This is a genomic window from Streptomyces sp. NPDC050534 (assembly GCF_044457745.1).
In the GTDB taxonomy this organism is placed as follows: domain Bacteria; phylum Actinomycetota; class Actinomycetes; order Streptomycetales; family Streptomycetaceae; genus Streptomyces.
Map to the genome: position 1 here is coordinate 452,007 of NZ_JBITHF010000006.1, position 23,252 is coordinate 475,258.

The window sequence follows — 23,252 nt, forward strand, 5'->3', positions numbered from 1 at the left end:
GTGGGAGTTCGCTTTCAGCTCCAGTCCCGCCCGGACCGCCCCCGTTTCGTGTCCGAGCGCTGCTTCTTCTGCCGCAGCCGCCGCTCGTTGATCCCGCGCGGGATCCGGGTCGCCCGGCGCGGCTTGGGCGGCGGGGCCGTCGCCTCGGCGAGCAGCGACGCGAGGCGGACCGCGGCGGTCTCACGGTTGCGCCACTGCGAACGGTGCTCGGAGGCGCGGACGGACACGACGCCGTCGACGAGCCGGCCGGACAGCCGCTCCAGGGCCCGCCGCTTCCACGTCTCGGGCAGCGCCTCCGTGTTCGCCAGGTCGAAGCGCAGCTCCACCTGCGAGTCGCTGGTGTTGACGTGCTGGCCGCCGGGCCCCGACGACCGCGAGAAACGCCACATGAGCTCGGCCTCGGGGAGCGAGACCGAGCCGCGGATGACATAGGGACCGGACATGCCCCCATCGTCGCGCGGCTGACCCGCACACGTCACGCGATTATCGTTCGCCGCAAGTTCGGTAAAGAAAGTAAAGAGAGGCGGAACCTTCTGTACCCCTGCTGGCGTTCATACAGGTAGCTGTAGCTTCGTGCCGTACTGCCCGTGCGGCACGTACTGCCGTACACATACGAGGGAAAGGACTCCCAACCATGGCTGTAAGCCTGTCCAAGGGTGGCAACGTCTCGCTCACCAAGGAGGCTCCGGGCCTGACCGCCGTCACCGTGGGCCTCGGCTGGGACGTCCGCACGACCACCGGCACGGACTTCGACCTCGACGCCTCCGCCATCGCGGTCAACACGCAGGGCAAGGTCTACTCGGACGGCCACTTCGTGTTCTTCAACAACAAGCAGACCCCGGACAGCACCATCGTCCACACCGGCGACAACCGCACCGGTGAGGGCGAGGGCGACGACGAGGCGATCAACGTCAACCTGGCCGGCCTCCCGGCCGACATCGACAAGATCGTCTTCCCGGTCTCGATCTACGACGCGGAGAACCGCTCGCAGAACTTCGGCCAGGTCCGCAACGCGTACATCCGCATCATCAACCAGGCCGGCGGCACCGAGATCGCGCGCTACGACCTCTCGGAGGACGCGGCGACGGAGACGGCCATGGTCTTCGGCGAGCTGTACCGCAACGGCGCGGAGTGGAAGTTCCGCGCGGTGGGCCAGGGCTACGCCTCGGGCCTGGTGGGCATCGCCCAGGACTTCGGCGTGAACGTCTGACGCACGCTGCACCGAGCGGGAGCCCCCGGCCGTACGGCCGGGGGCTCCCGCGTTTCAGCCCTTGAGGTGCGGCACGAAGTTCGCCCACGCGGCGGGGGCGAAGGCCAGGCGGGGGCCGGAGGTGTGCTTGGAGTCGCGGACGTGGACGGTTCCGGGGGCGGTAGCTATTTCGACGCAGGAGTTGCCGTCGTTGCCGCTGCTGTAACTGCTCTTGAACCACGCCAGGTCGGGGACGTCCCCGGCAGCAGACTTGCGGATCATGTCTCTCCCAGCAGTTGCTCGACGAAGGCCAACGACTCCCCTGGTGAGAGAGCCTGCGCCCGGATGGTGCCATACCGCAGTTCAAGGATGCGGAGCTGCTTCGGATCCGATGTCGGGCGGCCGTTGGAGCGCCCTACGGCTGTACCGTCCGGGAACTTCAGCACCTCGATGCTCCCGTCCAAGCCGGAATGGACCTCGCAGTTCAACGGCATGACCTGAAGCACGACGTTGTGCAGCTGCCCCACCTCCAGGAGATGTTCGAGCTGCCCTCGCCACACCATTGTGCCTCCGAGGGGACGGCGCAGTGCAGCCTCTTCCAGCACGAAGTGCAGGGCCGGGGCCGGGTCGCGCTGGAAAACCGACCGTCTGGCCAGACGGGCAGTCACCATGCGTTCCACGTCGTCCGGCGAGTAGGGCGGCTGGGCCGCGGAGATCACGGCCCTGGCGTGATCCGGCGTCTGCAACAGGCCGTTGACGCTGCTGCACTCGTAGACACCGATCTCCACCGCCAGCGCCTCCAACTTGGCCAGTTCCCGAACCCTCTTCGGATACCGGACCTTCCTCACGTCCTCCTTCATGGCGGCGATGAGCCCACCCGCGCCCAGCACCTCGTCCGCCCTGTCCAGATACTCGAGCCGGGGAATCCGCTTCCCGCCCTCGACCTTGTAGACCAGGTCCTCGCCGTACCCGACGGCCTCGCCGAACTCGGCGGCCCGCATCCCCACCGCCTCGCGCCGCAGCTTCAGCTGGCGACCGACCGTCGCGATCACGGCCACGCCCCACTCGTCGTCCGGGTCGACCTCCCAACCCGGCTCGACAGCCTCGCCGTCCACACTCATCCCGCACCCCTCCGCCGCACGTTCGTACCCGCGACGCCCCCTACCCGTACGGCTGTTGCCGACAGCCCGGACAGCACCGGACAAGCTCCGGACAGTCACCGTACGTACCTGACTCGTCACTGTTCACAGTAGGCACGCAGCGCCACGCTGAGTGACGTGAATCAAGAAACCGCCGTCATCCGGAACTTCACGGTCCAGCTCTCCCCCACACCACGCGGGGCCCGCCTGGGCCGGCTGCTGGCCACGGAGCAACTTCGCATCTGGGGGCTGCCGTTGGACCCGGCGGAGCACGTCGTGGCCGAGCTGGCGGCGAACGCGGCCACGCACGGCCGCGTACCGGGACGTGACTTCCGCCTCACGCTCTACGTCGTCGCAGACACCCTCCGCATCGAGGTCACGGACACCCGGGGTGACCGTCTGCCGCAGCCCCAACCCCCGTCCGCGGAACCCGAGTCAGGCCGCGGCCTCGTGCTCGTGGACGCACTCGCGGACAAGTGGGGCGTTGCGCCGGGCCTGCCCCCACGCAAGACGGTGTGGGCCGAAGTAGCCCTCCCACCGGCCCCCGGAAATCCGCGCTTCGGTGCCACGGACGGCCTGGTCCAAGGACCACGACGGTGAAAGGACCAGGACCAAACCCCACCCCTCCTCCCGCCTCCGAGACGCCTCTCACCCGCCCCGGTGAACATCGCCAACTCAGCTGGATTTCGGCCCGGTTGCTTGCTCCACGCTCGCCGCAACACAACCGCAAACATGCAACGGCCCTCGCAGGGACTGGCATCCCGATGCGAGGGCCTGACCACCGAGGAAGGCAACAACTTCCTGATGGACACCGAAAACCCTAGCGCGCACCCGCACGCCCAGTCCCGTATCACGGGTAAAAACCACCCCCACGCGGGTGGTCTCGTCCACGACAACGCTCGCCACACCTCCCGCTTCACGGTGATCGGCAACCACCTCGCCCAGCACCCGGAGCTGTCGGCTCTCGCCATCGGACTGGCCGTGTACATCCAGTCGCTCCCGGCCGGCGCCCGCGTGGACATCAAGACCCTCGCCGCCCGCTTCCCCGAGGGCACCACCCGCATCGCCGCCGCCCTGCGCGAGCTGGAGGCCCACGGCTACCTGCGCCGCACCCGCGAACGCGTCGGCCACGGCCGCCTCGTCACCCGCACGGTCTCCTGCAACCGGCCGGGCCACGACAGGGGCGCCGACTCGTCCCGTCCCCTCGGGACGCCCCGCCCGAAGAAGACGGCGCCCAAGCCCCTCCCGCCGGTACCAAGCCCCTCCTGCCCCTCCCCCACCCTCATCCAGCAGGCCACGGACCTCGTGGCGGACCTCCGCCGCCACGACAGACGCCTGCTGCTCGCCGAGCGCGACGCAGCCCACCTGGCCCCCGGCGTCGCCGCGTGGCTGGAGCGCGACGTGCCCGCTGCCGCCGTACGCGAAGCCCTGACCACAGACCTTCCACGAGAATCCCTCTGCCGCCCGGCCGCCCTCCTGGCCCACCGCCTCGCGACCCAACTACCGCCCCCACCGCCGTTCCGCGCCCCGGCCCCACCACCGCCCGCCGACCGTCACCCCCTCCGCAACTGCGACGGCTGCGACCGCGCCTTCCGCGCTCCCACGCCCGGCCGGTGCGGTGACTGCCGATCCGATCTACCGGAGGCCGCCTAGCATGGACGTGACGATCCTTGCCCCTGGGCAGAGACGAGGAGCGAGCGCCATGACCATCGCCTCGGACAACGCGCGACAGGGCGTCTCCCACCTGTACCGGGCCATGCGGGACTTTGTTCAGTCGATGGACGACGCGTTGCCCGGAAAATTCGAGATCACCAAGAATGGGATCGTTCACGACATGATGTCGCCGGGAGGGCCCCACGAGGTCACGGCTGCCCACGTCAGCCGCCGTCTGGAGAAAGTCATGCCGGACGAGTTGCTGGCGCACAACGGCACACCTGATGTGGAGGACGAGCCGGAAGGCATCATGCGACACCCGGATGTGATGGTGATCGCATGGGCCAACCTGAACGTCGAGGGATCCATCGACCCCCGTGCCGTCATCGCCGCCATCGAGGTCGTCTCCCGGTCCAACCCGGACAACGATTGGGTCGGCAAGTTGCGCGACTATCCCTTGATCGGCATCCCCACCTACGCGATCTTCGACCCTCGTACTGGCGAGGGCGCAGTCCTGACCGACATCCACCCCACGCCCGACGGCCCGCGCTACGCCACCCGCAAGGACTTCGTCTACGGCGAGGACGTCACCATCGCCGACTGGACGATCTCCACGGCCGACCTGCCGCGCTACCAGAACGAAGGCACCGGTCACGAGCCATCCGCGTAGGCCGGCTCGATACGCGGTGACCCCTGTTCCCCCGGTGGGTGACGTTGGTCACAGCGGAATCGGGGGCCGGGCAGCGAGTGCAGCCACGGGTGACGACCCGAGTGTGTCCTGAACAGGCGGGCGGACACGGCGCAACGGCGACTGTGACACTCGATCCCGCCGGTGCGCTGGAGCAGGTGGATGCCGGGGAGTGGGCCCTCGTACAACCCTTCCCGCCGCGGATCCTGCGAAGTCGCACCATGCCCGCACGGACTGTTTTCAGCCACTGGGCCGAGGTACGGTGCCGGGCACCCAGGCAAGCAAACGGAAGTGCGGCCTTTGACGACCATCCAGCACAGCCGGGCGGGACGACGGCAGGCCATGCGCCGGATCCGTCCCCGGCGCTCGCCCGCCACGCCCCTGCTCCTGCTCTCCTGGGCGGGCGCCGCCGCCGTGGTGTGGCTGTGGTGGCGGGGCACGCCCGCCGTCGCCGCGACCACGGCCGACCGGCTGGTGAACGCGGGCCGCATCACCGGACTGCTCGCCGGCTACGCGATCGCCCTGGTGATCGCCCAGATGGCCCGCGTCCCCGCGCTCGAACGCCGGGTCGGCTCCGACCGTGTGGTGCGCTGGCACGCGCGCAGCGGTCGCTACGCGCTCTCGCTGATCCTCGCCCACGTCGTGCTGATCCTCTACGGATACGCCCTGCAGGCGCACACCGGCGTCGTGGCGCAGACGGTCTCCGTCGTCACCGGCTACCCGGACATGATCGAGGCGGCGGTCGGCACCCTGCTGCTGCTCCTCGTCGGCCTCGTGTCCGCCGGTGCCGTACGGCGTCGCATGCGCTACGAGACCTGGTACTACCTGCACCTGCTCACCTACGCCGCGGTCTACCTCGCCTTCTGGCACCAGCTGACGACGGGCGACCAGTTCGTCGGTGACGCGGCCGCCCGAACGGCCTGGTACGCCCTGTACCTCACGGTCGGCGCCCTGCTGCTGTGGTTCCGCGTGCTCACTCCGGTGCGGCTCAACCTCCGGCACCGGATGCGGGTCGAGGCGGTGGTGCAGGAGGCGCCGGGTGTCGTCTCCGTGCTGATCCGCGGGCAGCGGCTGCACCGGCTGGGCGCCGAGGCCGGCCACTTCTTCCGCTGGCGGTTCCTCACCAAGGGCCTGCGGTGGACCGCGAACCCCTACTCCCTCTCGGCGCCGCCCCGCCCCGACCTGCTGCGGATCACCGTCAAGGCCGCCGGCGGGCACAGCGCGGCACTGGCCGGCCTCAGGCCCGGCACGCGCGTGTGGGCGGAGGGCCCGTACGGCGCGATGACGGCGGCCCGCCGCAGCCGCGGCAAGGTGCTGCTCCTCGCGGGCGGCGCGGGCATCACCCCGCTGCGCGCCCTGTTCGAGACGCTGCCCGCCGCCTCCGGGGACCTGACCCTGCTCTACCGGGCCCGCACGGCCGAGGAGCTGGCGCTGCGGGACGAACTGGAGGCGATCGCGGACGAACGCGGCGCCCAGCTGCTCTACGCGGTCAACAGCCCCGACGGGCGGCGGCCCGCGATCACCGCGAAGATGCTGCGCCGGATCCTGCCGGACATCGCCCGCCACGACGTGTACCTGTGCGGTCCGCCGGGCCTGGCCGAGGAGTCGTACACCGCCCTGCGCGAGGCGGGGGTCCCGCACCGCCGTATCCACCACGAGTCGTTCGAGTTCTGAGGTGGGCCTGTGACAGCTGTTGCCATCGATGCGCTGGGACTCCTATGAGGAAGAAGCATCCGTTCCGCCATGCGCTGCTGGCCACCGTCGGCACCGTCTCCGGCATCGTGCTGCTGCTCGCGCTGAAGCCGACCACGGACCCGGGCCTGGCGCGGGCCGACGCCCCCGCGCCCGCGGCCACGGCCAGCGCGTCCCCTTCCCCGTCCGCGGCCTCGCCCTCCCCGTCCGCGTCGGCCTCGCCGTCGAAGTCGAAGGTGCCCGCGAAGAAGCGCGCCGCCTCCTCCCCGAGCGCGTCGCACCCGGCGACGGCCGCCCCCACGAGGACGAGCAGCGCCCCCTCCGCCCCGAAGACCACCGCGGCCGCCCCCACGACCCGCACCGTCACCGGGGCCACGGCCCAGACGCAGTACGGCCCCGTCCAGGTGCGGATCACCCTCACCGGCAGCAGGATCACCGGGGCGAGCGCCGTTCAGTACCCGGACGGGGCGGCACGCAGCAAGGACATCAACTCCACGGCCGTCCCCAAGCTCAACCAGGAGACCCTGCAGGCGCAGAGCGCGAGCATCGACTCGGTGTCGGGAGCCTCGTACACCAGCGCGGGCTACCGGCAGTCCCTGCAGAGCGCCCTGGACCGGGCCGGCGTCTGAGCGCGCGGATCAGGCGCTGCCGCCCGCGCGTGCGGATAGGTTGCCCGACATGATCCTCGAGCCGCTCCCCCTCACCCCCGACCACGACATCCCGGCCCCGATCCTCACCGAAGTCACCGCCCTCTACGCCTCCAACCGCGCGTTCCAGGCGCTCAGCGGCGACTTCCCCGACCCGGACGACATCCGGCCGGAGCAGGTGGCGGCCGCGCTGGCCGACGAGTTGGCGAACCCGGACGTGGAGGTGCTGCTCGCCCGCAGCGAGGGCCGGCTGGCCGGGATCGCGATCACGCTCGCCCACCACCCCGACCCGTCCGATCCGGACCCCTGGATCGGCCTGCTGATGGTGGACGCGGGCCTGCACGGCCAGGGCCTCGGCCGCCGGCTGGCCACACTCGTCGAGGACCGCCTCCGCGACGCGGGCCGCGCCGCCGCCCGCCTCGCGGTACTCGACAACAACCCCAAGGCCCTCGCCTTCTGGACCACCCTCGGCTACCACCCGATCGACCGCCGCACAGACCTCCAACTGGGCCGCCCCTGCACGGTGTTGCGCAAGGAACTCACCACCCCGGCCGAGTGACCGGCGACGCGGCCGCACGCGACCACTGACGAGGTCCGCGAGTCGGCTCTCATCTGCGCGCCCCAGGAGCTGTCGGACGTACTCGAGCACGTCTACGCCACCCTCCGCGAGCTGCAGGTGGTGCTCGCGGACCGCCGGGTGTGACGTTCCGCGCCCCAACTTCGCTTAACCAACATGGAGTTGACCCGGTCCACCTCGTCCGTATAGCGGATTCCCCATCACGTCTTTCGGACACGATCTCGTAAAGATTCTTGATGGTGACCTGACAAACAGGCCGGTCCGGGTGTCACCCTCTCCTCGCTCGCCGCAACTCTGTGCCCCACCTGTGCCCCAACCATGAGGCCAGCCCTAAGGAGACCGAGTGAGTCAGCATCGCCCCGTCCTGCGCACCGCCGCCCTGATCGGCTCGGCGGCCATGGTCGTGCTCGCCCTGCAGAACGGCGCCGCCACCGCGGCCCCCACCCACACGAGCGGCGCCACCGCAGTTCCCCTCACCGCTTCCGCCCGCGCCGCCGCGCTCAAGTCGGCACAGGAGAGCGCCGGTTCGACGGCCCGTGAACTCGGGCTCGGCGCCCGGGAGAAGCTCATCGCGCAGGATGTGGTCAAGGACGCGAACGGCACCGTCCACACCCGCTACGAGCGCACGTACGCCGGCCTGCCCGTCCTCGGCGGCGACCTGGTCACCCACGTGACGAGAAGCGGCGCCCTCAAGGGCGTCAGCAAGGCGGCGAAGGCCCGGATATCCGTGGCGTCCACGGACGCCGCCGTCTCCGCCGCGACCGCGAAGAAGTCCGCGCTGAAGGCCGCCGCGGACTCCGCCGGCTCCTCCAAGCTCACCTCCGCCACCGCCCGGAAGGTCGTCTGGGCCGCCGGCGCCAAGCCCGTCCTCGCCTACGAGTCCGTCGTCAAGGGCCTCCAGGACGACGGCACCCCGAGCGAGCTGCACGTCGTCACGGACGCCGACACCGGCAAGAAGATCTACGAGTACCAGGCCGTCGACACCGGCACGGGCACCAGCGAGTACAGCGGCACGGTGACGATCGGCACCACCGCCTCCGCCTCCGGCGGCTACGACCTGATCGACGCCGGGCGCGGCGGCCACAAGACGTACGACCTGAACGGCGGCACCACCGGCACCGGCGCCCTCTTCCACGACGCCGACGACAAGTGGGGCGACGGCACCCCGGCCAACCGCCAGACCGCCGCCGTCGACGCCGCCTACGGCGCCGCCGTCACCTGGGACTTCTACAAGTCCGCCTTCAACCGCAACGGCATCGCGGGCGACGGCAAGGCCGCCTACTCCCGCGTCCACTACGGCAACGCGTACGTCAACGCCTTCTGGGACGACAACTGCTTCTGCATGACGTACGGCGACGGCTCGGGCAACAACCACCCGCTCACCGCACTGGACGTGGCCGGCCACGAGATGAGCCACGGCCTGACCGCCGCGACGGCCGGGCTGAAGTACAGCCGGGAGTCGGGCGGCCTGAACGAGGCCACCTCCGACATCTTCGGCACCTCCGTGGAGTTCTTCGCGAACAACTCGTCCGACCCCGGTGACTACCTGATCGGCGAAAAGATCGACATCAACGGCGACGGCACCCCGCTGCGCTACATGGACAAGCCCAGCAAGGACGGCGGCTCGGCCGACTACTGGTCGCGCAACGTCGGCCGCCTCGACGTCCACTACTCCTCCGGCGTCGCGAACCACTTCTTCTACCTGCTGAGCGAGGGCAGCGGCGCGAAGACCGTCAACGGGGTCTCGTACGACTCCCCGACCTACGACGGCTCGACGGTCACCGGCATCGGCCGCGACAAGGCCGACCAGATCTGGTACCGGGCGCTGACCACGTACTTCACCTCGTCGACGAACTACGCGGGCGCCCGCACCGGAACGCTCCAGGCCGCGAGCGACCTGTACGGCGCGGGCAGCACGGAGTACAACGCGGTGGCCGCGGCCTGGAAGGCGGTCAACGTCAACTGACGTCGCCGACCGGGGACTTGAACCGCCGGACCGTCCCTCGGACGGCCTCCTCACGGACGGTCCGGCTTCCCCTCCCCGTACAGCCACGTCTTCCAGATCGGGCCGAAGTCCTTGTCCGGCGCCTTCTTCTCGACGTACGCCGTGAACTCGGCGGTGTCGGCGTTGCCGTGGCGGTGGGCGGCGGCCCAGCCCTGGATGATGTCGTAGAAGGTGTCGTCGCCGACCGTCTGCCGGATCTTGTGCAGGACCATCGCGCCGCGGGCGTAGACCGGGTCGTCGGAGATGTGGGCGGCGCCGCTCGGCCTCCCGGGCGGGAAGGCCCACAGGTCCGGGTAGTCGTCCTCGCCGTGGGCGTAGAGCTCGTCGAAGGTGTGCTGCGCGCTGTGGCCGCCGTGGTCCTCGTCCCACAGCCACTCGGCGTAGGTCGCGAAGCCCTCGTTCAGCCACATGTCCCGCCAGGTCTTCGGCGTGACGGAGTCGCCGTACCACTGGTGGGCGAGCTCGTGGACGAGGGTCACGGTGTCGGGGGCGCCGGGGAAGACGGGCCGGTTCTGGGTCTCCAGGGCGTACTCGGCGTCCTGCGGCCGGTCGACGATCGCGCCGGTGGAGGAGAAGGGGTACGGCCCGAAGTTGTACTCCTCCCACGCCATGATCTCGGGGATCTTCGCGAGCACCTTCCGGCTGGCCTTCGTCTGGGCCGGGTCGACGGCGACGTACACCGGCAGCTTGTCCTTGCCGGCGGTGTACCGGCTGACGTCGTAGTGGCCCACGGCCACCGTGGCCAGGTAGCTCGCCATCGGCTCGGCGGTGTGCCACCGGAAGGTCGTCCGGTCCTTGGAGCTCGTCTCGCCCGTCAACTCCCCGTTGGAGACGGCCTGCAGGCCCTTCGGCACGGTGACCGCGATGTCGTACGTCGCCTTGTCGGACGGGTGGTGGTTGCCCGGGAACCAGGTCATCGAGCCGACCGGTTCGCCGAGCGCGAGCGCGCCGTCTGCCGTGCGCAGCCAGCCCTCGTGGGAGCCGTCGGCGTCGGTGAGGGTCTGCGGGGTGCCGGAGTAGCGCACGGTGACGCGGAAGGTCTCGTGGTCGGCGAGGTCGTCGTGCGGGCGGACGGTGAGCTCCTGCCCGGCGCGGTTCCAGCGGGCGGGCCGGCCCTCGACGGTGACGTCGTCGACGTGCAGCCCCTTGAGGTCGAGGTCGAAGGCGGAGAGATCCTTCGTGGCGCGGGCGGTGATGGTCGCGGTGCCGGTGAGGCGGTGGCCGCGGGCGGGGTCGTAGGCGAGTCTCAGGTCGTAGTGGCCGACGTCGTACCCGCCGTTGCCGGCCCTCGGGAAGTACGGGTCGTGCACGCCGGAGCCACCCGGGGTGCCGTGCACACCTGCGTCGCACGCGGTCAGGGCGAGGACGAGCAGGACGGCGGCCGGGACAACCGGTACGGATCGGGGCACGGATGCGATCCTAGGACGGCCCGCGGGCCGTCCCGTACGGTCCGGCCGGCGTGACACCATTCCGTACGTGCTCGACATCGGCTACGCCCTCTCCAACCGCTTCCCGGACCCCCCGCAGACCGACTACCGCCGCGCGGACGTCCACGCCCTGCGGCACGACCTGTTCTGCGGCGACGTGTATCTCGCCGACGCCAAGGCGGACCGGGAACTGTCCACAGCCTGGGGATGGGTGCCGGTGCTCGACTTCGCGTGGGCGCTGTGCGACATCGTGGAACGGCTGGACCGGGACCCGGCGGGATCGCGCGCCTCGCGTCCCCAGTACGCGGAGCTCGACTTCACCGAGTCGACCGACCGGATGCTCTTCGAGCGGCGCTTCGGCTGGGTGGACGTGGAGGCCGACTGGATGCCCGGCGAGGAGCCGCCGCTGACCTTCTCCCATGCCGAACTCCGGCGCGAGGCACGGGACTTCCTGCACGACCTGATCGCCGATCTGGTGGACATGCACGACGACCTGGGCGAGAACCCGGCGATCTGGACGCTTCAGGCGCGCTTCCCCCGGGTCCCGTGACGCCGGCCTGACCGGCAGAAGCCTCAGCCCTCCACCCGGATCCCCATCTCCCCCGCCAGCACCAGCGCAAGATCCATCAGCTGCGCCGGACTGATCACCGCCCCCGCGAGCCGGTCCACGCCCCGCGCGATCCCCAGCTCCACGACGCCCCGCAGGTCCACGTCCTTCAGCACCGCCGCGGTGAGGTCCGCCTCCTTCAGGACGCAGTCCACGAACTCGACGCGCTCCAGCACGGCGCCGCCGAAGTCGGGCTCCACCAGGACGCAGTTGTCGAAGACGACGTCCTTCAGCCGGGCCGTGCGCAGGTTCAGGTAGTCGATCTTGCCGCCGCGGACGACGACCCGCTCCAGGACGGCGCCGTGCAGCTGCACACCGCCGAGACGGGCGTCGATCAGCTCGACGTCACGCAGGGTGGCCTCGGCGAGGTCCGTGCCGACGCCTCTCAGCCCCGTCAGGGCCGAGTCGAGGATGCGGGCCTTGCGCAGCCGCGTCTCGTCCAGCGCGCACCCCGTCAGCGCGCAGTCCATGAAGCGGGCGCCCCCGCCGTCCTGCCCGGCGAGGTCCGCCTCGCGGAACTCCAGCCCGTCGTAGTCCCCGTCCGGTTCCAGCTCCGCGCCCCCGAACGGCTCCAGCGGTGGCAGCCGCACCTCGGGGCGCCGCGCCCCCTTCACCGCCGGCCCGCGGGAGCCTCCCCCGCCGCTCGCCGCACCCGGACCACCCGCCGCTCTCCTCGCCATGGCCTCATCCTGCACCCCGCCACTGACAATCCCTCTGACCAGGCAAAACGCGGCCGTTGTCACATTCCGGGTGCCGGGAACCGTCGTATCCACGAAAGGCGGCCGCACAAGGCGCCCCACCAGAGGTCCGACACCCGAGGGAGACCCCCACCCATGCACCGCATCACCGTCATCGGCGGCGGTCTCGCCGGACTGACCGCGGCCGTCACCGCTGCCGAGGCGGGCGCCAAAGTGACCGTGTACGAGGCCCATCACACGCTCGGCGGGAGAGCCCGCACGGCCGAGGGCCCGTACCGGACGAACGACGGACCGCACGCCCTCTACAGCGGCGGCCCGCACTGGTCCTGGCTCAGGCAGCGCGATCTGCTCGGCGCGCTCGCCCCGATCCCGCCCCTGGAGGCGGCCCGGCTGCGGCTGCGCCACCACGGCGCGCTGCGCCGCACCCCGCCCTTCGCGATGCTCAAGCTGCTGCGCCACGGGCTCCAGCAGGCGCCCGCCGACACCGACTTCATGAGCTGGGCCACGCGGATCGCGGGCGAGGAGGGCTCCCGTGCCGCGGCCCACTACTCCGCCGTCGCCCTCTTCCACCACGACCCGGGCGCCCTGTCCGCCGCCTTCGTGCAGGAGCGGCTGCGCCGGGCCACCAAGCTGCCGCCCGAGGCGCACTACCCGCGCGGCGGCTGGGCGAGCGTCATCGACCGGATGGCCGCGCGGGCCTGGAATCTGGGCGTGCGGATGGAGACCCTGTCACGCGTCGACACCCTGCCGGCCGGCGGTCCCGTGGTCGTCGCCACCTCCCTCGACGCGGCGCGGCGGCTGCTCCGCGACGACTCCCTGCACTGGACCGGCGGCCGTACGGCACTGATCGACCTCGCCGTGCGGACCCGGCGCGGAGACGCCTTCGTGGTGTCCGACCTCGACGCCCCCGGCTGGCTGGAGCGGTTCACAGCGCAGGACCGCTCCCTCGCACCGGCCGGGGAGCAGCTGATCCAGGGGCAGATCCCCATCGCCCCGTACGAGTCGAAGGCCGACGGCGTCGCCCGCGCCGAGGAGCTTCTCGACCTCGCCTTCGAGGGCTGGCGCGAGCGCGTCACCTGGCGGCGCGAGTCCGTCGCGAACGGCCGGACCGGCGCCGTGGACCTGCCCGGCACCAGCTGGCGCGACCGGCCCGCCATCGACCGCGGTGACGGCGTCTACCTCGCCGGTGACCAGGTCGCGGCCCCCGGCGTCCTGTCGGAGGTCTCCTTCAACAGCGCCCTCACCGCGGTCTCCCTGGCCCTCGGCCACAGCTCCCTTGACCTCAAGCAAGCTTGAGGTTGAAGAGTGGGGCTCTCACGAACAAGCGGGGCTCTCACGAACAGTTGGGGGATTCACCATGCACGCCGTCCGTCTGCACGCCTTCGGTCCGGCCGAGAACCTCCGCCACGAGGAGGTCGCCGATCCCGCACCCGGCCCCGGCCAGGTCCGTGTCGCCGTCGAGGCGGCGGGGGTGCACCTGCTCGACACCGCACTCCGCGAGGGCCTGCGGGGACCGATGCCCGAGCCGCCCCGCCTGCCCACCGTCCCGGGCCGCGAGGTCGCCGGCGTCGTCGAGTCGCTCGGCGAGGGGGTCGCCGCGCTGTGGCTCGGCAAACGCGTCGTGGCCCATCTCGGGTTCGCGCCCGGGGGCTACGCCGAGCTGGCCGTCGTCGATGTCGACCGGGCGCACGAGATCCCCGCCAACCTGGACGCGGCCCAGGCGGTCGCCATGATCGGCACGGGCCGTACGGCGATGGGGATCGTGCAGTTCGCCGAGCTGGGCCCGGACTCCGTGGCCGTGGTGACGGCGGCCGCCGGCGGCATCGGCACGCTGCTCGTGCAGTACGCGAAGAACGCCGGCGCGGTGGTGGTCGGACTCGCGGGCGGCCCCGAGAAGGCCGCACGCGTGCGGGCGAACGGCGCCGACCTCGCCGCCGACTACGCCGACCCCGCCTGGCCGGACAAGGTCCGCGCCCATCTGGGTGGCCGGCCCGCGACGATCGTCTTCGACGGCGTGGGCGGCGAGGTCGCCCGCCACGCCACCGGCCTGCTCGGTCCCGGCGGCAGGCACCTCGTCTTCGGCTGGTCCTCCGAGGGCATCCGCGACGGGCGGCCCTACCTCGTCGACGGCGTGTCCGAACAGGTCCTCGGCCCCGTGATGATGCGCAGGGCCGGCGGCCCCGACCCCCTGCAGACCCTGGAGCTGCGCGCTCTGGCCGAGGCCGCCGCGGGGCGCCTCCGCCCCGCCGTGCAGCGCTTCCCGCTCGCCGACGCGGCGGCCGCCCACAGGGCACTCGAAACGCGCGCCACGACAGGAAAGGTGGTACTGGAGCCATGACCAGGCACGAAGCCTCCGAGGATGCGACACGCACCGAACCATGGTCTGACCGGATGAGTGACACCCGGACAGGTGAAGCTCCCGCGGACGCCGACCCCCGCCGCTGGTGGGGTCTGGTGATCATCGCGCTCGCACAGCTCATGGTCGTGCTCGACGCGACGATCGTGAACATCGCCCTCCCGTCCGCACAGAGCGACCTGGGCATGTCCGACGGCAACCGGCAGTGGGTCATCACGGCGTACACGCTGGCCTTCGGCGGACTGCTCCTGCTCGGCGGCCGCATCGCCGACCTGGTGGGCCGCAAACGGACGTTCGTCATCGGCCTGGTCGGCTTCGCCGCCGCCTCCGCACTCGGCGGCGCCGCCACCTCCTCGGGCATGCTCTTCGGCGCCCGCGCTCTCCAGGGCGCCTTCGCCGCCGTGCTGGCCCCCTCCGCCCTGTCCCTGCTGACGACGACCTTCACCGACCCCAAGGAGCGCGGCAAGGCGTTCGGCATCTACGGCGCCCTGGCCGGCAGCGGATCGGCGATCGGCTTCATCGTCGGCGGCCTGCTGACGGAGTACCTGAACTGGCGCTGGTGCCTCTACGTCAACGTCCCCATCGCGATCGTCGCCGTCTTCGGCGCCTTCGCCCTGCTCCACGACCGCCCCGGTCGCGCGGGCGCCCGCCTCGACGTCCCCGGCGCGCTGCTGGGCTGCGGCGGACTGGTCGCGATCGTCTACGGCTTCAGCGAGGCCCAGTCGCGAGGCTGGAGCGACGGGCTCGTGCTCGGGCTGTTCGCGGCGGGCGTCGTACTTCTCACCACCTTCGTGTGGTGGCAGACCCGGGCGCCCATGCCCCTGCTCCCGCTCCACATCGTCAAGGACCGCAACCGCGCCGGCTGCTTCCTGACCATGGCGCTCGCCACCATCGGCATGTTCGGCCTGTTCCTGTTCATGACCTACTACCTCCAGGCCGTCCTCGACTACTCACCGGTGAAGACGGGCCTGGCCTTCCTGCCGCTGACCGTCGCGATCATCATCGGCTCCACCCAGATCTCCGCCCGGCTGCTGAACCGGGCGGCGCCGCGGACGCTGATGGTCCCGGGCATGATCCTCGCGTCGGGCGGCATGGTCCTCCTCACGCGGATGACGGTCCACTCGTCGTACGCCTCCGAGATCCTGCCCGCGCTGCTCCTGATGGGCCTGGGCATGGGCCTGACCTTCATGCCGGTCTTCGCCACCGCCACCGCGGGCGTCGCCCCGCAGGACTCCGGCGTGACCTCGGCGACCGTCAACACCTCGCAGCAGGTGGGCGGTTCGATCGGCACGGCCCTGCTGAACACGATCGCCACCAGCAGCAGCGCGGCCTACATCACCGCCCACCTGCACAACCCGGCGCAGAAGGCCCTGATCCTCAAGGAGGGCGTCGTCCACGGCTACACGGTCGCCATCTGGTGGGCCGCCGGCATCATGCTCCTGGCCGGGCTGGTGGCGGGCCTGATGGTGACGGCGAAGGCCCCCAGGCACGGCGCCCGCGCGCAGGAGCCGGTACCGGAGCCGGCGCTCTGAAGGGTGTCGCACAAGGCCGGGGAGGGGCCCACCGGACCGCGGACCCCTCCCCTTGCACCGCCAGATGTCAGTGCCGCCCGGCCACCCGGTCCGCGAACCGCGCCAGCTTCGACGACTCGGCGCCGTGCGTGCGCCGCTCGCGCTGGTCCGCCGCCCGGTAGGTGGCGTACATGCCCTGCACGCCGAGCCAGCGCAGCGGCTCCGGCTCCCACTTGCGCACCTTGTGCCCGACCCAGGGCAGCGCGGTCAGCCCGGTGGGCCCGCCCTGCCCCGAGTCGAGCTGCACCAGGTCCGTGAGCGTGCGCGCCGCGAGGTTCGCCGTGGCCACGCCCGAGCCGACATAACCGCCGGCCCAGCCCAGTCCGGTCGTCCGGTCCAGCGTCACCGTGGCGCACCAGTCCCGGGGCACCCCGAGCACACCGGACCAGGCGTGCGCGATCCGCACACCGGCCAAGGACGGGAAGAAGCGCACCAGGATCTCCCGCAGCGCCTCCACGGTCGCCTCCTGCGTCCGCCCGTCGTTGTCGGTCCGCGACCCGTAGCGGTACGGCGCCCCGCGCCCGCCGAGCGCGATCCGCCCGTCGGCGGTGCGCTGCGCGTACATGTACGCGTGCGCCATGTCGCCCAGCGTCTCGCGGCCCGCCCAGCCGACCGACTCCCACTGCTCGTCGGTGAGCGGCTCGGTCGCGATCATCGAGGAGTTCATCGGCAGCCAGGTGCGCCGCAGCCCCTTGAGACCGGCGGTGAACCCCTCCGTGCAGCGCAGCACATAGGGCGCCCGCACCGTCCCGTACGGCGTCACCGCGTGCTTCGGCCGGATCTCCGTCACCGGCGTCGACTCATGGATCGTCACCCCCAGTGCCTCGACGGCCGCCGCCAGCCCCTTCACCAGCTTCGCCGGGTGCAGCCGCGCCCCGTGCGGGGTCCAGCTCGCGCCGACCGCGTCCGCGACCCGGATCCGCTCGGCCGCCTCACCGGCGCCGTAGAGCTCACGGTCCTTCTCGCCGTACGACAGCTCGTGCTCGTGGAACGCCTTGAGCCGCGCCGACTGCGCGGGCGTGGTGGCGATTTCGAGCACCCCGCCCTTGTGGACGTCGGCCTCGATGCCCTCCTCGGCGGCGACCCGGACGACCTCGTCGACGGTGTCGTTCATGGCCTGCTGCAGCCGTACGGCGGCCTCGTGGCCGTGCAGCTTCGCGTACCGGTCGCGCCCCGCGATCCCGTTGTACAGCCAGCCGCCGTTGCGCCCCGAGGCGCCGTATCCGCAGAACTTCTGCTCAAGGACGGTGATCCTGAGGAAGGGCGCGGTCTTCTTCAGGTAGTACGCGGTCCACAGGCCCGTGTACCCGCCGCCCACGATCACGACGTCCGCGGCGGCGTCACCGGCGAGCGGCTGCCGCACCGCCGGGAGCCCGTCGTCCGCGTACCAGAAGGAGATCCCGCCGTTCACGACACTCTTCGCCGAGCTGCTCATGGCCGGAAAGCTAACCCCTCAGGGCGGCCCATGTCTCCTTCGGATTCCATGCTTCTCCACGCCCTCTGACCAGCGGATAGCAGGCCAGCCCGACCACCACGGAGAGGAAGTGCCCGAAGTCGGTGAAAGTGGGCGTCGAGGCGAGCGGACCCCCGTACAGCACCAGCACGACCGCGAGATACGGGTACCGCCAGGGCGAGGCGATCCGGTACGTCAGCACCGCCGCCACCCCCGCCAGCGCGTAACTCACCCCGATGTCCAGGGTGTTGACCGCCGAGTACGGCACCATCCCGTCCCGCACGGCCTTCAGCAGCGCACCCTCGCTGATCAGCGTGGCCAGCACATGCGCGGCCACGCACACCATCAGCCAGCGCAGCGTCCCCAGCCAGCGCTCGGCCTGCGCGTGGAAGACGGTGTAGAGGACGGCGTACGGCACCCAGTCCCCGCCGTCGATCCACATCGCGCTCTGCACCAGCACCCGCGTGGGATCGTTCGACAGCTCATGGATGTTGGTGGACCGCTGCCGCAGGAAGTCCTGCTCGAACTCCGGCGACATGTGGTGCAGCGCGACGGTGGTGACGAACAGGATGGCCAGCCAGATGTACGTGCCGGGGGCGCTGCGGACGTACGCCCACGCCTTCTCTCCGAGCCGCCGGTCACCTCGCATGAGCCGATTCACCCATGTCGGTATCGTCGCCCGCGTGATCGACATCCCGAGCGAGCTGGCGGCCGCGCAGGAGAGGTGCAACGGGGAGGCGGGACGGGCCTTCGTCACCGGCCTGCCGGACCTCGCGGCGGAGTTCCTCCAGCGGTGGGAGCTGCGGCTGGACGGCCGTCCCATGCACGGCATGACCGCCCTCGTCCTGCCCGTGCTCCGTGCCGACGGCACCCCGGCCGTGCTGAAGCTTCAGCTGCGGGACGAGGAGAGCGAGGGCGAGCCCGCCGCCCTGCGCCGGTGGGACGGCGACGGCGCGGTCCGCCTGCTCGACCACGACAGGACGACCCATGCCATGCTCCTGGAACGACTCGACCACACCCGCATGCTCTCTCAGCTCCCCGGCACGCGCGAGGCCGTCCTGGTCATCGCCCGCCTGCTCGCCCGTCTGAACGCCACCCCGGCCCCGCAGGGCATGCGCCGCCTCGGTGACATGGCGCGGGCCATGCTGGAGCGGACCCCCTGGGCGCTGGAGCGCATCCCGGACACCGGAACCCGCCGCCTGGTCGCGGACTGCGCGGCGGCCGTACGTGAGGTCGTGGACGAGCCCGGCGACCGCCTTGTGCACTGGGACCTGCACGACGGGAACGTCCTGGCCTCGGACCGCGCCCCCTGGCTCGCCATCGACCCCAAACCCCTGGCCGGCGACCCGGGCTTCGAACTGTGGCCGGCGATCGCCAACCGCTTCGAGGCCGACGAGGTCCGCTGGCGCTTCGACGCCATGACGGACGTCCTCGGCCTGGATCGCGCCCGCGCCCGCGCCTGGACCCTGGGCCGCCTCCTGGAGAACACTCTCTGGGACGTCGAGGACGGCCGGCCGGCCGAACCCCGCCGGCTGGAGATCGCCCGGCGCCTGCGCGACCACTCCGGCTAGCCTCGGCGGCATGATCCGCACCGCGACCCCCGCCGACGTCCCCGTCATCCACGCCCTGATCCGGGAACTGGCCGAGTACGAGAAGCTCCCGCACGAGGCGAAGGCCACCGAGGCCCAGCTCCACGAGGCACTCTTCGGCGAACACCCCGCCGCCTTCGCGCACCTCGCCGAGGACGACACCACCGGCGACCCGGTCGGCTTCGCGCTGTGGTTCCTGAACTTCTCCACCTGGCGCGGCGTCCACGGCATCTACCTCGAGGACCTCTACGTCCGCCCCACCGCCCGCGGCGCCGGCCACGGCAAGGCCCTCCTGACCGAACTGGCCCGCATCTGCGTCACCCGCGGCTACGAGCGCCTCGAATGGTCCGTCCTGGACTGGAACGCCGCGAGCATCGCCTTCTACGAGTCCCTCGGCGCCCGCCCGCAGGACGGGTGGACGGTGTACCGGCTGACGGACGCGCCGCTCGAGGAACTGGGCCGGAACGTGCGAAAGCCCAGGCAGGATCACTCCTGACCTGGGCATTTTGCTCAGAGGGCCTTGCTGTTGCAGCCCATGTCGGAACCGAGGTGGTGGTCCTGCGCACCCGGGTTGCCCTCGCCGTTGAGCGCGTTGCCCAGGACGCCGTTCAGGGCGCCGACGCTGCCGAGAACGTCGACGTTCATGTCGTGCGAACGGCACTCGATGCCCTGCGAGATGTCGAAGCCGCCGTCGTGCGCCCCCGCCTCACCGTGTGCGAAGGCGGGACCGGCACCGAGGGAACCGAGGCTGCCGAGGACGGCGGCCCCCACGAGAGCCACCTTCTGAAGCTTGCGCATTTCTTCTCCATTGATCGAGCGGAAGTGATCTGCAGCAGATCGGGTTGGGACGGTGGACGACTATGGACGGGCCGTCAGCCCAGTCGCGGCAGACCCAACTGCCCGACCGGAGGCGCCGCGACCTGCCCGAGTCCGAGCCCGGGCACCTGCGGCGCACTGGCCGGCGAGATCAGCGGGTTGATGAGCGGGTTCACCTCGGGGTTGACCTGCGGGTTCACCTGGGGCGCGACGTGCGGCGCCGGCTCGGGGTTGAAGACCTGCGGCATCTCGACCTGCGGAGCCACCTTCGGCACGACCTGAGGCGAGGTCTGCGGGGCGACCTGCGGCACGACCTGCGGCGCCTGCTGCTGGGGAGCGGCCTGCTGCGGGGCGGCCTGCTGCGGCGCGCTGTACGACGGCTGCCCGGCCTGCGCGGCACCTCCCGACGAGGCGAAGGCGGAGGCCTGACCCATCTGCGGCGGGGCCGGAGGAGCCATCTGCATCGCCGCCGGCTGCGCGTACTGCGGACCGGCCTGCGCGCTGCCCGCGGCGGTGGTCGCGGCCGCGGCCTGTGGGGCGCTCTGCTGGGGAGCCGGGTAGTACTGGGGGGCGGGCGCCTGGGGCGCGTAGTACTGCGGGGGCGCCTGGTACTGGGGCGCCGGAGGAGCGTAGTACTGGGGAGCGGGCGCCGGCGCGGCCTGAGGTGCCGGATAGTACGGAGCCGGAGCAGGGGCGGAACCGGGGTAGTACCCGCCCATAGTGTCGGCCTGGCTGACGCCGGCGCCGATGGCGGACAGACCGCCGGCCGCCGCTACGACGAGTGCGGCCTTGTGAAGCTTTCGCATGGAACCCTCGGCCCTTCAATACCAGTGCAGGGAAATCCGTTGTATTAAGTGCAGTCGCGCCGGAGCCGACAGCGGATCCCGATGTCCCTCTCTCCGGTAGACGCCCAACTGCCCTCTCCCCGCTGGCAACGACCTTTCCGGCGAGCCGGTCACGGGGTCGAAAACCCCGTCACCCGTTTGGCATTGATCGGATTACCAGACCGATAATTCACCCTCTTCGGCAAACGGGTGACACTCCCCGACTCCCGTGACGGGGGCCGGAGTTATGTCGTTGCCACAGGGCCAGAGCAATGGTGCATCCAGCATTTCTGCACGTTCCATGCACAGGTCAATGAAGGGCCGAGGGTTCCATGCGCAAGTTCCAGCACGTCGCGCTCGTCGCAGCAGCCGCCGGGGGCCTGTCCGCCATCGGCGTCGTCCCCAGCTTCGCCGACGCCCCCGCCGCGTACAACGCCGCGCCACCGCCCGCCCCGCAGCAGGGCAGTGAGGCCGCGTCGTGGACCAGTTCGCAGGCCACCGCGCACACCACCGGTTCGCCCGCGCCGCAGCGCCTGGCCGCCCCCACGGGTGGTGCCGACGTCAGCCCGCAGCTCAACCCGCAGGTGAACCCCAAGCTCAGCCCCCAGCTCACCCCGCAGCCGGCCGCTCAGGGGCAGTCCGCCCCGGTGGAGCAGAACAACCTCTTCCGCCCCTACCAGGAGTGCAGCCCGCAGAACCTGCTCAACGCGAACCTCCCCGTCGCGCTGCTCGCCGCCGCCGAGACCAAGGGCGTCAACTGCGGCCAGGGCAACAGCCAGGCGAACGCCCTCGCCAAGGCCCACTAGAACCGCCGCACCTCCGGCGCCACTTCCACGACACGATCACAAAACACGGCGCGTCGCTGCCCGATTTGCTCATATTTCGTATTAATCTCCGTGACTGTACGAAGTCGATCTACCACAGATCGCAACCACTTCACTCCACCGGAGATGACATGCACAAGCTTCGCAAGGCTGCCGTCCTGGTCGCCGCCATCAGCACCGTCGGACTCGTCGGTGCCGGCACCGCCCAGGCAGGAGAGGGAGGCCACGGCGGCCAGGGCGGCGACCAGCGCACCAGCGTGCTGCAGAGCTCCAACTGCAAGTCGCACGACCTGAACCTGGACGTCCTCGGCCAGGTCGGCCTGCTCAACGGCCTGCTGGGCAACGCCCTCAACGGCGAGGGCAACCCGGGTGCGCAGGACACGCACATCGGCTCGAGCATGGGCTGCAACAACAGCGCCTTCTAATTCACGTGGGCGGTCGCACGCGACCGTGAACGGGAATCAGGTCCCGGCACCGAGGACAACTCGGAGCCGGGACCCCTTGTTTGTGCGCCGGTCATTCATTGCCATCGCCCAAGGCGGTGAGGCTTGACCGAATTCGGCGCGCCGCGCGGTTTTGCATTGATATTTCGTATTAGCCTCCGTAACTGCACGAAGTCGATCTGTCACAGATCGCATCCACTTCACTCCACCGGAGATGACATGCACAAGCTTCGCAAGGCTGCCGTCCTGGTCGCTGCCATCAGCAGCGTCGGGTTCATGGGTGCCGGCGCCGCCCACGCCGATCAGGGCGGCTGGGGTTCGGGCGAAGACGGGCACCGTGGCACTTCCAGCTTCAGCGTCCTGCAGAGCACCACCTGCCGGTCGCACGACGCCAACGTCGACGTCCTCGGCCAGGTCGGCATCCTGAACGGCCTGGGCGGCAACCTGCTCAACGGCGAGGGCAACGCCGGAGCGCAGCAGACCTCGCTGGGCTCGAACATGGGCTGCAACAACAGCGTCGGCAAGTAAGGTCGAAACCCTTCCTCGGTGCCCCGGCCATGCGGCCGGGGCACCGAGGTTTCGGCGTCACCGGAAAGCCGAAATGCCGGATCGGGAACCGTCCCCGATCCGGCATTTTCGACGGTGCGTCAGAACTCGATGTGCGGACGCTGGATGTGCGGGCGGTCGACGTGGGGGCGCTTGAAACTCTTGGGCAGGGGCGCGGCGTTGGAGCAGTCCACCACCGGGCCGACCTCCGTGGTCCCCGCGCTCAGCGCCTCGTCGTCGGGCAGCACCAGCCGCGGCCGGGCCGCGGTGGAGCACTTCTGGTCCTGCTTGACGATGAACGTGCCGTTCTTGTTCTTGTGGACGACCTCGCTCTTGTGCACGCAGGTCGTCTCCCCCTCGGCGCTGGTCTTGCAGTCGCCGGGCGGCTGGTCGGCGTGCGCCTGCGCGCCGCCCACGTAGATCACGGCGAGGCTCCCCAGGAGCCCCGAGACGGTTGCGATGGTCCTTCGACTGAGCATGCTGTGTTCCTTTGCAATTGCCGCAGCCC

At 71.0% G+C, this 23,252-nt stretch carries 27 protein-coding genes; 17 read left to right on the plus strand and 10 right to left on the minus strand.

Annotated features, from left to right (window positions below):
- Positions 1–14: 14 nt before the first annotated feature.
- Positions 15–443 (minus strand): alternative ribosome rescue aminoacyl-tRNA hydrolase ArfB, encoded by a 429-nt coding sequence (gene arfB / locus ACIBN2_RS22175; protein WP_399136456.1) that lies wholly within the window; start codon positions 441–443, stop codon positions 15–17.
- Positions 444–634: 191 nt separating this feature from the next.
- Between arfB and ACIBN2_RS22180 the strand changes: the two genes are divergently transcribed.
- Complete coding sequence (locus ACIBN2_RS22180) at positions 635–1,210, plus strand: TerD family protein (RefSeq protein ID WP_399136458.1); 576 nt, start codon at positions 635–637, stop codon at positions 1,208–1,210.
- Positions 1,211–1,264: 54 nt separating this feature from the next.
- On the opposite strand, the gene ACIBN2_RS22185 is transcribed toward ACIBN2_RS22180, so the two are convergent.
- Both ACIBN2_RS22185 and ACIBN2_RS22190 read right to left on the minus strand, forming a co-directional pair.
- On the minus strand, positions 1,265–1,471 hold the full coding sequence (locus tag ACIBN2_RS22185) for a DUF397 domain-containing protein (protein WP_399136460.1): 207 nt from the start codon (positions 1,469–1,471) through the stop codon (positions 1,265–1,267).
- Positions 1,468–2,310 carry a helix-turn-helix domain-containing protein gene (locus ACIBN2_RS22190; protein ID WP_399136701.1) on the minus strand — a complete coding sequence of 281 codons (843 nt, stop codon included), beginning with the start codon at positions 2,308–2,310 and terminating at the stop codon, positions 1,468–1,470. Before ACIBN2_RS22190 ends, ACIBN2_RS22185 begins: the two co-directional genes overlap by 4 nt.
- A 156-nt stretch (positions 2,311–2,466) precedes the next feature.
- Here ACIBN2_RS22190 and ACIBN2_RS22195 point away from each other — a divergent pair, with 156 nt between their 5' ends.
- The 7 genes from ACIBN2_RS22195 (at position 2,467) to ACIBN2_RS22225 (ending at position 9,551) form a co-directional block, all read left to right on the plus strand.
- Entirely contained in the window at positions 2,467–2,928 is a 462-nt protein-coding gene (locus tag ACIBN2_RS22195; RefSeq protein WP_399136462.1) for an ATP-binding protein, read from the plus strand.
- Between the two features lie 204 nt (positions 2,929–3,132).
- The gene (locus ACIBN2_RS22200; RefSeq protein ID WP_399136703.1) at positions 3,133–3,981 is read left to right on the plus strand and encodes a helix-turn-helix domain-containing protein; all 849 of its coding nucleotides are present in this window, start codon (positions 3,133–3,135) and stop codon (positions 3,979–3,981) included.
- Positions 3,982–4,030: 49 nt separating this feature from the next.
- Positions 4,031–4,651, plus strand: coding sequence for a Uma2 family endonuclease (locus ACIBN2_RS22205; protein ID WP_399136464.1), 621 nt, complete (start codon positions 4,031–4,033; stop codon positions 4,649–4,651).
- Positions 4,652–5,011: 360 nt separating this feature from the next.
- The gene (locus tag ACIBN2_RS22210) at positions 5,012–6,343 is read left to right on the plus strand and encodes a ferric reductase-like transmembrane domain-containing protein (RefSeq protein ID WP_399136704.1); all 1,332 of its coding nucleotides are present in this window, start codon (positions 5,012–5,014) and stop codon (positions 6,341–6,343) included.
- Between the two features lie 44 nt (positions 6,344–6,387).
- Positions 6,388–6,990 (plus strand): FMN-binding protein, encoded by a 603-nt coding sequence (locus ACIBN2_RS22215; protein ID WP_399136465.1) that lies wholly within the window; start codon positions 6,388–6,390, stop codon positions 6,988–6,990.
- Positions 6,991–7,039: 49 nt separating this feature from the next.
- On the plus strand, positions 7,040–7,567 hold the full coding sequence (locus ACIBN2_RS22220) for a GNAT family N-acetyltransferase (protein ID WP_399136467.1): 528 nt from the start codon (positions 7,040–7,042) through the stop codon (positions 7,565–7,567).
- A gap of 415 nt (positions 7,568–7,982) precedes the next feature.
- Complete coding sequence (locus tag ACIBN2_RS22225) at positions 7,983–9,551, plus strand: M4 family metallopeptidase (protein ID WP_399136706.1); 1,569 nt, start codon at positions 7,983–7,985, stop codon at positions 9,549–9,551.
- A 50-nt stretch (positions 9,552–9,601) separates the two neighbouring features.
- Here ACIBN2_RS22225 and ACIBN2_RS22230 read toward each other — a convergent pair whose 3' ends face one another.
- Positions 9,602–10,999, minus strand: a complete 1,398-nt coding sequence (locus ACIBN2_RS22230; protein WP_399136469.1) for a M1 family metallopeptidase — start codon at positions 10,997–10,999, stop codon at positions 9,602–9,604.
- A 67-nt stretch (positions 11,000–11,066) separates the two neighbouring features.
- On the opposite strand from ACIBN2_RS22230, the gene ACIBN2_RS22235 reads away from it, so the two are divergent.
- Entirely contained in the window at positions 11,067–11,567 is a 501-nt protein-coding gene (locus tag ACIBN2_RS22235) for a hypothetical protein (RefSeq protein WP_399136471.1), read from the plus strand.
- 23 nt (positions 11,568–11,590) lie between these two features.
- Here ACIBN2_RS22235 and ACIBN2_RS22240 read toward each other — a convergent pair whose 3' ends face one another.
- Positions 11,591–12,304 (minus strand): pentapeptide repeat-containing protein, encoded by a 714-nt coding sequence (locus ACIBN2_RS22240; protein WP_399136473.1) that lies wholly within the window; start codon positions 12,302–12,304, stop codon positions 11,591–11,593.
- Positions 12,305–12,457: 153 nt separating this feature from the next.
- Between ACIBN2_RS22240 and ACIBN2_RS22245 the strand changes: the two genes are divergently transcribed.
- From ACIBN2_RS22245 to ACIBN2_RS22255, 3 genes are all read left to right on the plus strand, one after another.
- Positions 12,458–13,618 carry an NAD(P)-binding protein gene (locus ACIBN2_RS22245; protein WP_399136475.1) on the plus strand — a complete coding sequence of 387 codons (1,161 nt, stop codon included), beginning with the start codon at positions 12,458–12,460 and terminating at the stop codon, positions 13,616–13,618.
- A 61-nt stretch (positions 13,619–13,679) separates the two neighbouring features.
- The gene (locus ACIBN2_RS22250; RefSeq protein WP_399136477.1) at positions 13,680–14,660 is read left to right on the plus strand and encodes a zinc-binding dehydrogenase; all 981 of its coding nucleotides are present in this window, start codon (positions 13,680–13,682) and stop codon (positions 14,658–14,660) included.
- A 53-nt stretch (positions 14,661–14,713) separates the two neighbouring features.
- Complete coding sequence (locus tag ACIBN2_RS22255) at positions 14,714–16,210, plus strand: MFS transporter (protein WP_399136478.1); 1,497 nt, start codon at positions 14,714–14,716, stop codon at positions 16,208–16,210.
- Positions 16,211–16,277: 67 nt separating this feature from the next.
- Here the strand turns inward: ACIBN2_RS22255 and ACIBN2_RS22260 are convergent, their stop codons facing one another.
- Together ACIBN2_RS22260 and ACIBN2_RS22265 are read right to left on the minus strand one after the other, a co-directional pair.
- Positions 16,278–17,684: an NAD(P)/FAD-dependent oxidoreductase gene (locus ACIBN2_RS22260; RefSeq protein ID WP_399136481.1), complete on the minus strand. Its 1,407-nt coding sequence runs from the start codon at positions 17,682–17,684 to the stop codon at positions 16,278–16,280.
- Between the two features lie 10 nt (positions 17,685–17,694).
- The gene (locus ACIBN2_RS22265) at positions 17,695–18,351 is read right to left on the minus strand and encodes a rhomboid-like protein (RefSeq protein WP_399136483.1); all 657 of its coding nucleotides are present in this window, start codon (positions 18,349–18,351) and stop codon (positions 17,695–17,697) included.
- On the opposite strand from ACIBN2_RS22265, the gene ACIBN2_RS22270 reads away from it, so the two are divergent.
- Complete coding sequence (locus ACIBN2_RS22270) at positions 18,350–19,273, plus strand: aminoglycoside phosphotransferase family protein (RefSeq protein ID WP_399136485.1); 924 nt, start codon at positions 18,350–18,352, stop codon at positions 19,271–19,273. The two genes, ACIBN2_RS22265 and ACIBN2_RS22270, sit on opposite strands and share 2 nt — an antisense overlap.
- Before the next feature lie 10 nt (positions 19,274–19,283).
- Entirely contained in the window at positions 19,284–19,787 is a 504-nt protein-coding gene (locus ACIBN2_RS22275) for a GNAT family N-acetyltransferase (protein WP_399136487.1), read from the plus strand.
- Between the two features lie 14 nt (positions 19,788–19,801).
- On the opposite strand, the gene ACIBN2_RS22280 is transcribed toward ACIBN2_RS22275, so the two are convergent.
- Positions 19,802–20,089: a hypothetical protein gene (locus ACIBN2_RS22280; protein WP_399136488.1), complete on the minus strand. Its 288-nt coding sequence runs from the start codon at positions 20,087–20,089 to the stop codon at positions 19,802–19,804.
- A gap of 74 nt (positions 20,090–20,163) precedes the next feature.
- The gene (locus tag ACIBN2_RS22285) at positions 20,164–20,913 is read right to left on the minus strand and encodes a hypothetical protein (RefSeq protein WP_399136490.1); all 750 of its coding nucleotides are present in this window, start codon (positions 20,911–20,913) and stop codon (positions 20,164–20,166) included.
- Between the two features lie 350 nt (positions 20,914–21,263).
- On the opposite strand from ACIBN2_RS22285, the gene ACIBN2_RS22290 reads away from it, so the two are divergent.
- From ACIBN2_RS22290 to ACIBN2_RS22300, 3 genes are all read left to right on the plus strand, one after another.
- Complete coding sequence (locus ACIBN2_RS22290) at positions 21,264–21,737, plus strand: hypothetical protein (protein ID WP_399136492.1); 474 nt, start codon at positions 21,264–21,266, stop codon at positions 21,735–21,737.
- Positions 21,738–21,886: 149 nt separating this feature from the next.
- Positions 21,887–22,180, plus strand: a complete 294-nt coding sequence (locus tag ACIBN2_RS22295) for a hypothetical protein (protein WP_393868865.1) — start codon at positions 21,887–21,889, stop codon at positions 22,178–22,180.
- Positions 22,181–22,417: 237 nt separating this feature from the next.
- Complete coding sequence (locus ACIBN2_RS22300; RefSeq protein WP_399136495.1) at positions 22,418–22,726, plus strand: hypothetical protein; 309 nt, start codon at positions 22,418–22,420, stop codon at positions 22,724–22,726.
- Positions 22,727–22,845: 119 nt separating this feature from the next.
- On the opposite strand, the gene ACIBN2_RS22305 is transcribed toward ACIBN2_RS22300, so the two are convergent.
- Positions 22,846–23,223, minus strand: a complete 378-nt coding sequence (locus tag ACIBN2_RS22305; protein WP_399136496.1) for a hypothetical protein — start codon at positions 23,221–23,223, stop codon at positions 22,846–22,848.
- Between the last annotated feature and the right edge of the window lie 29 nt (positions 23,224–23,252).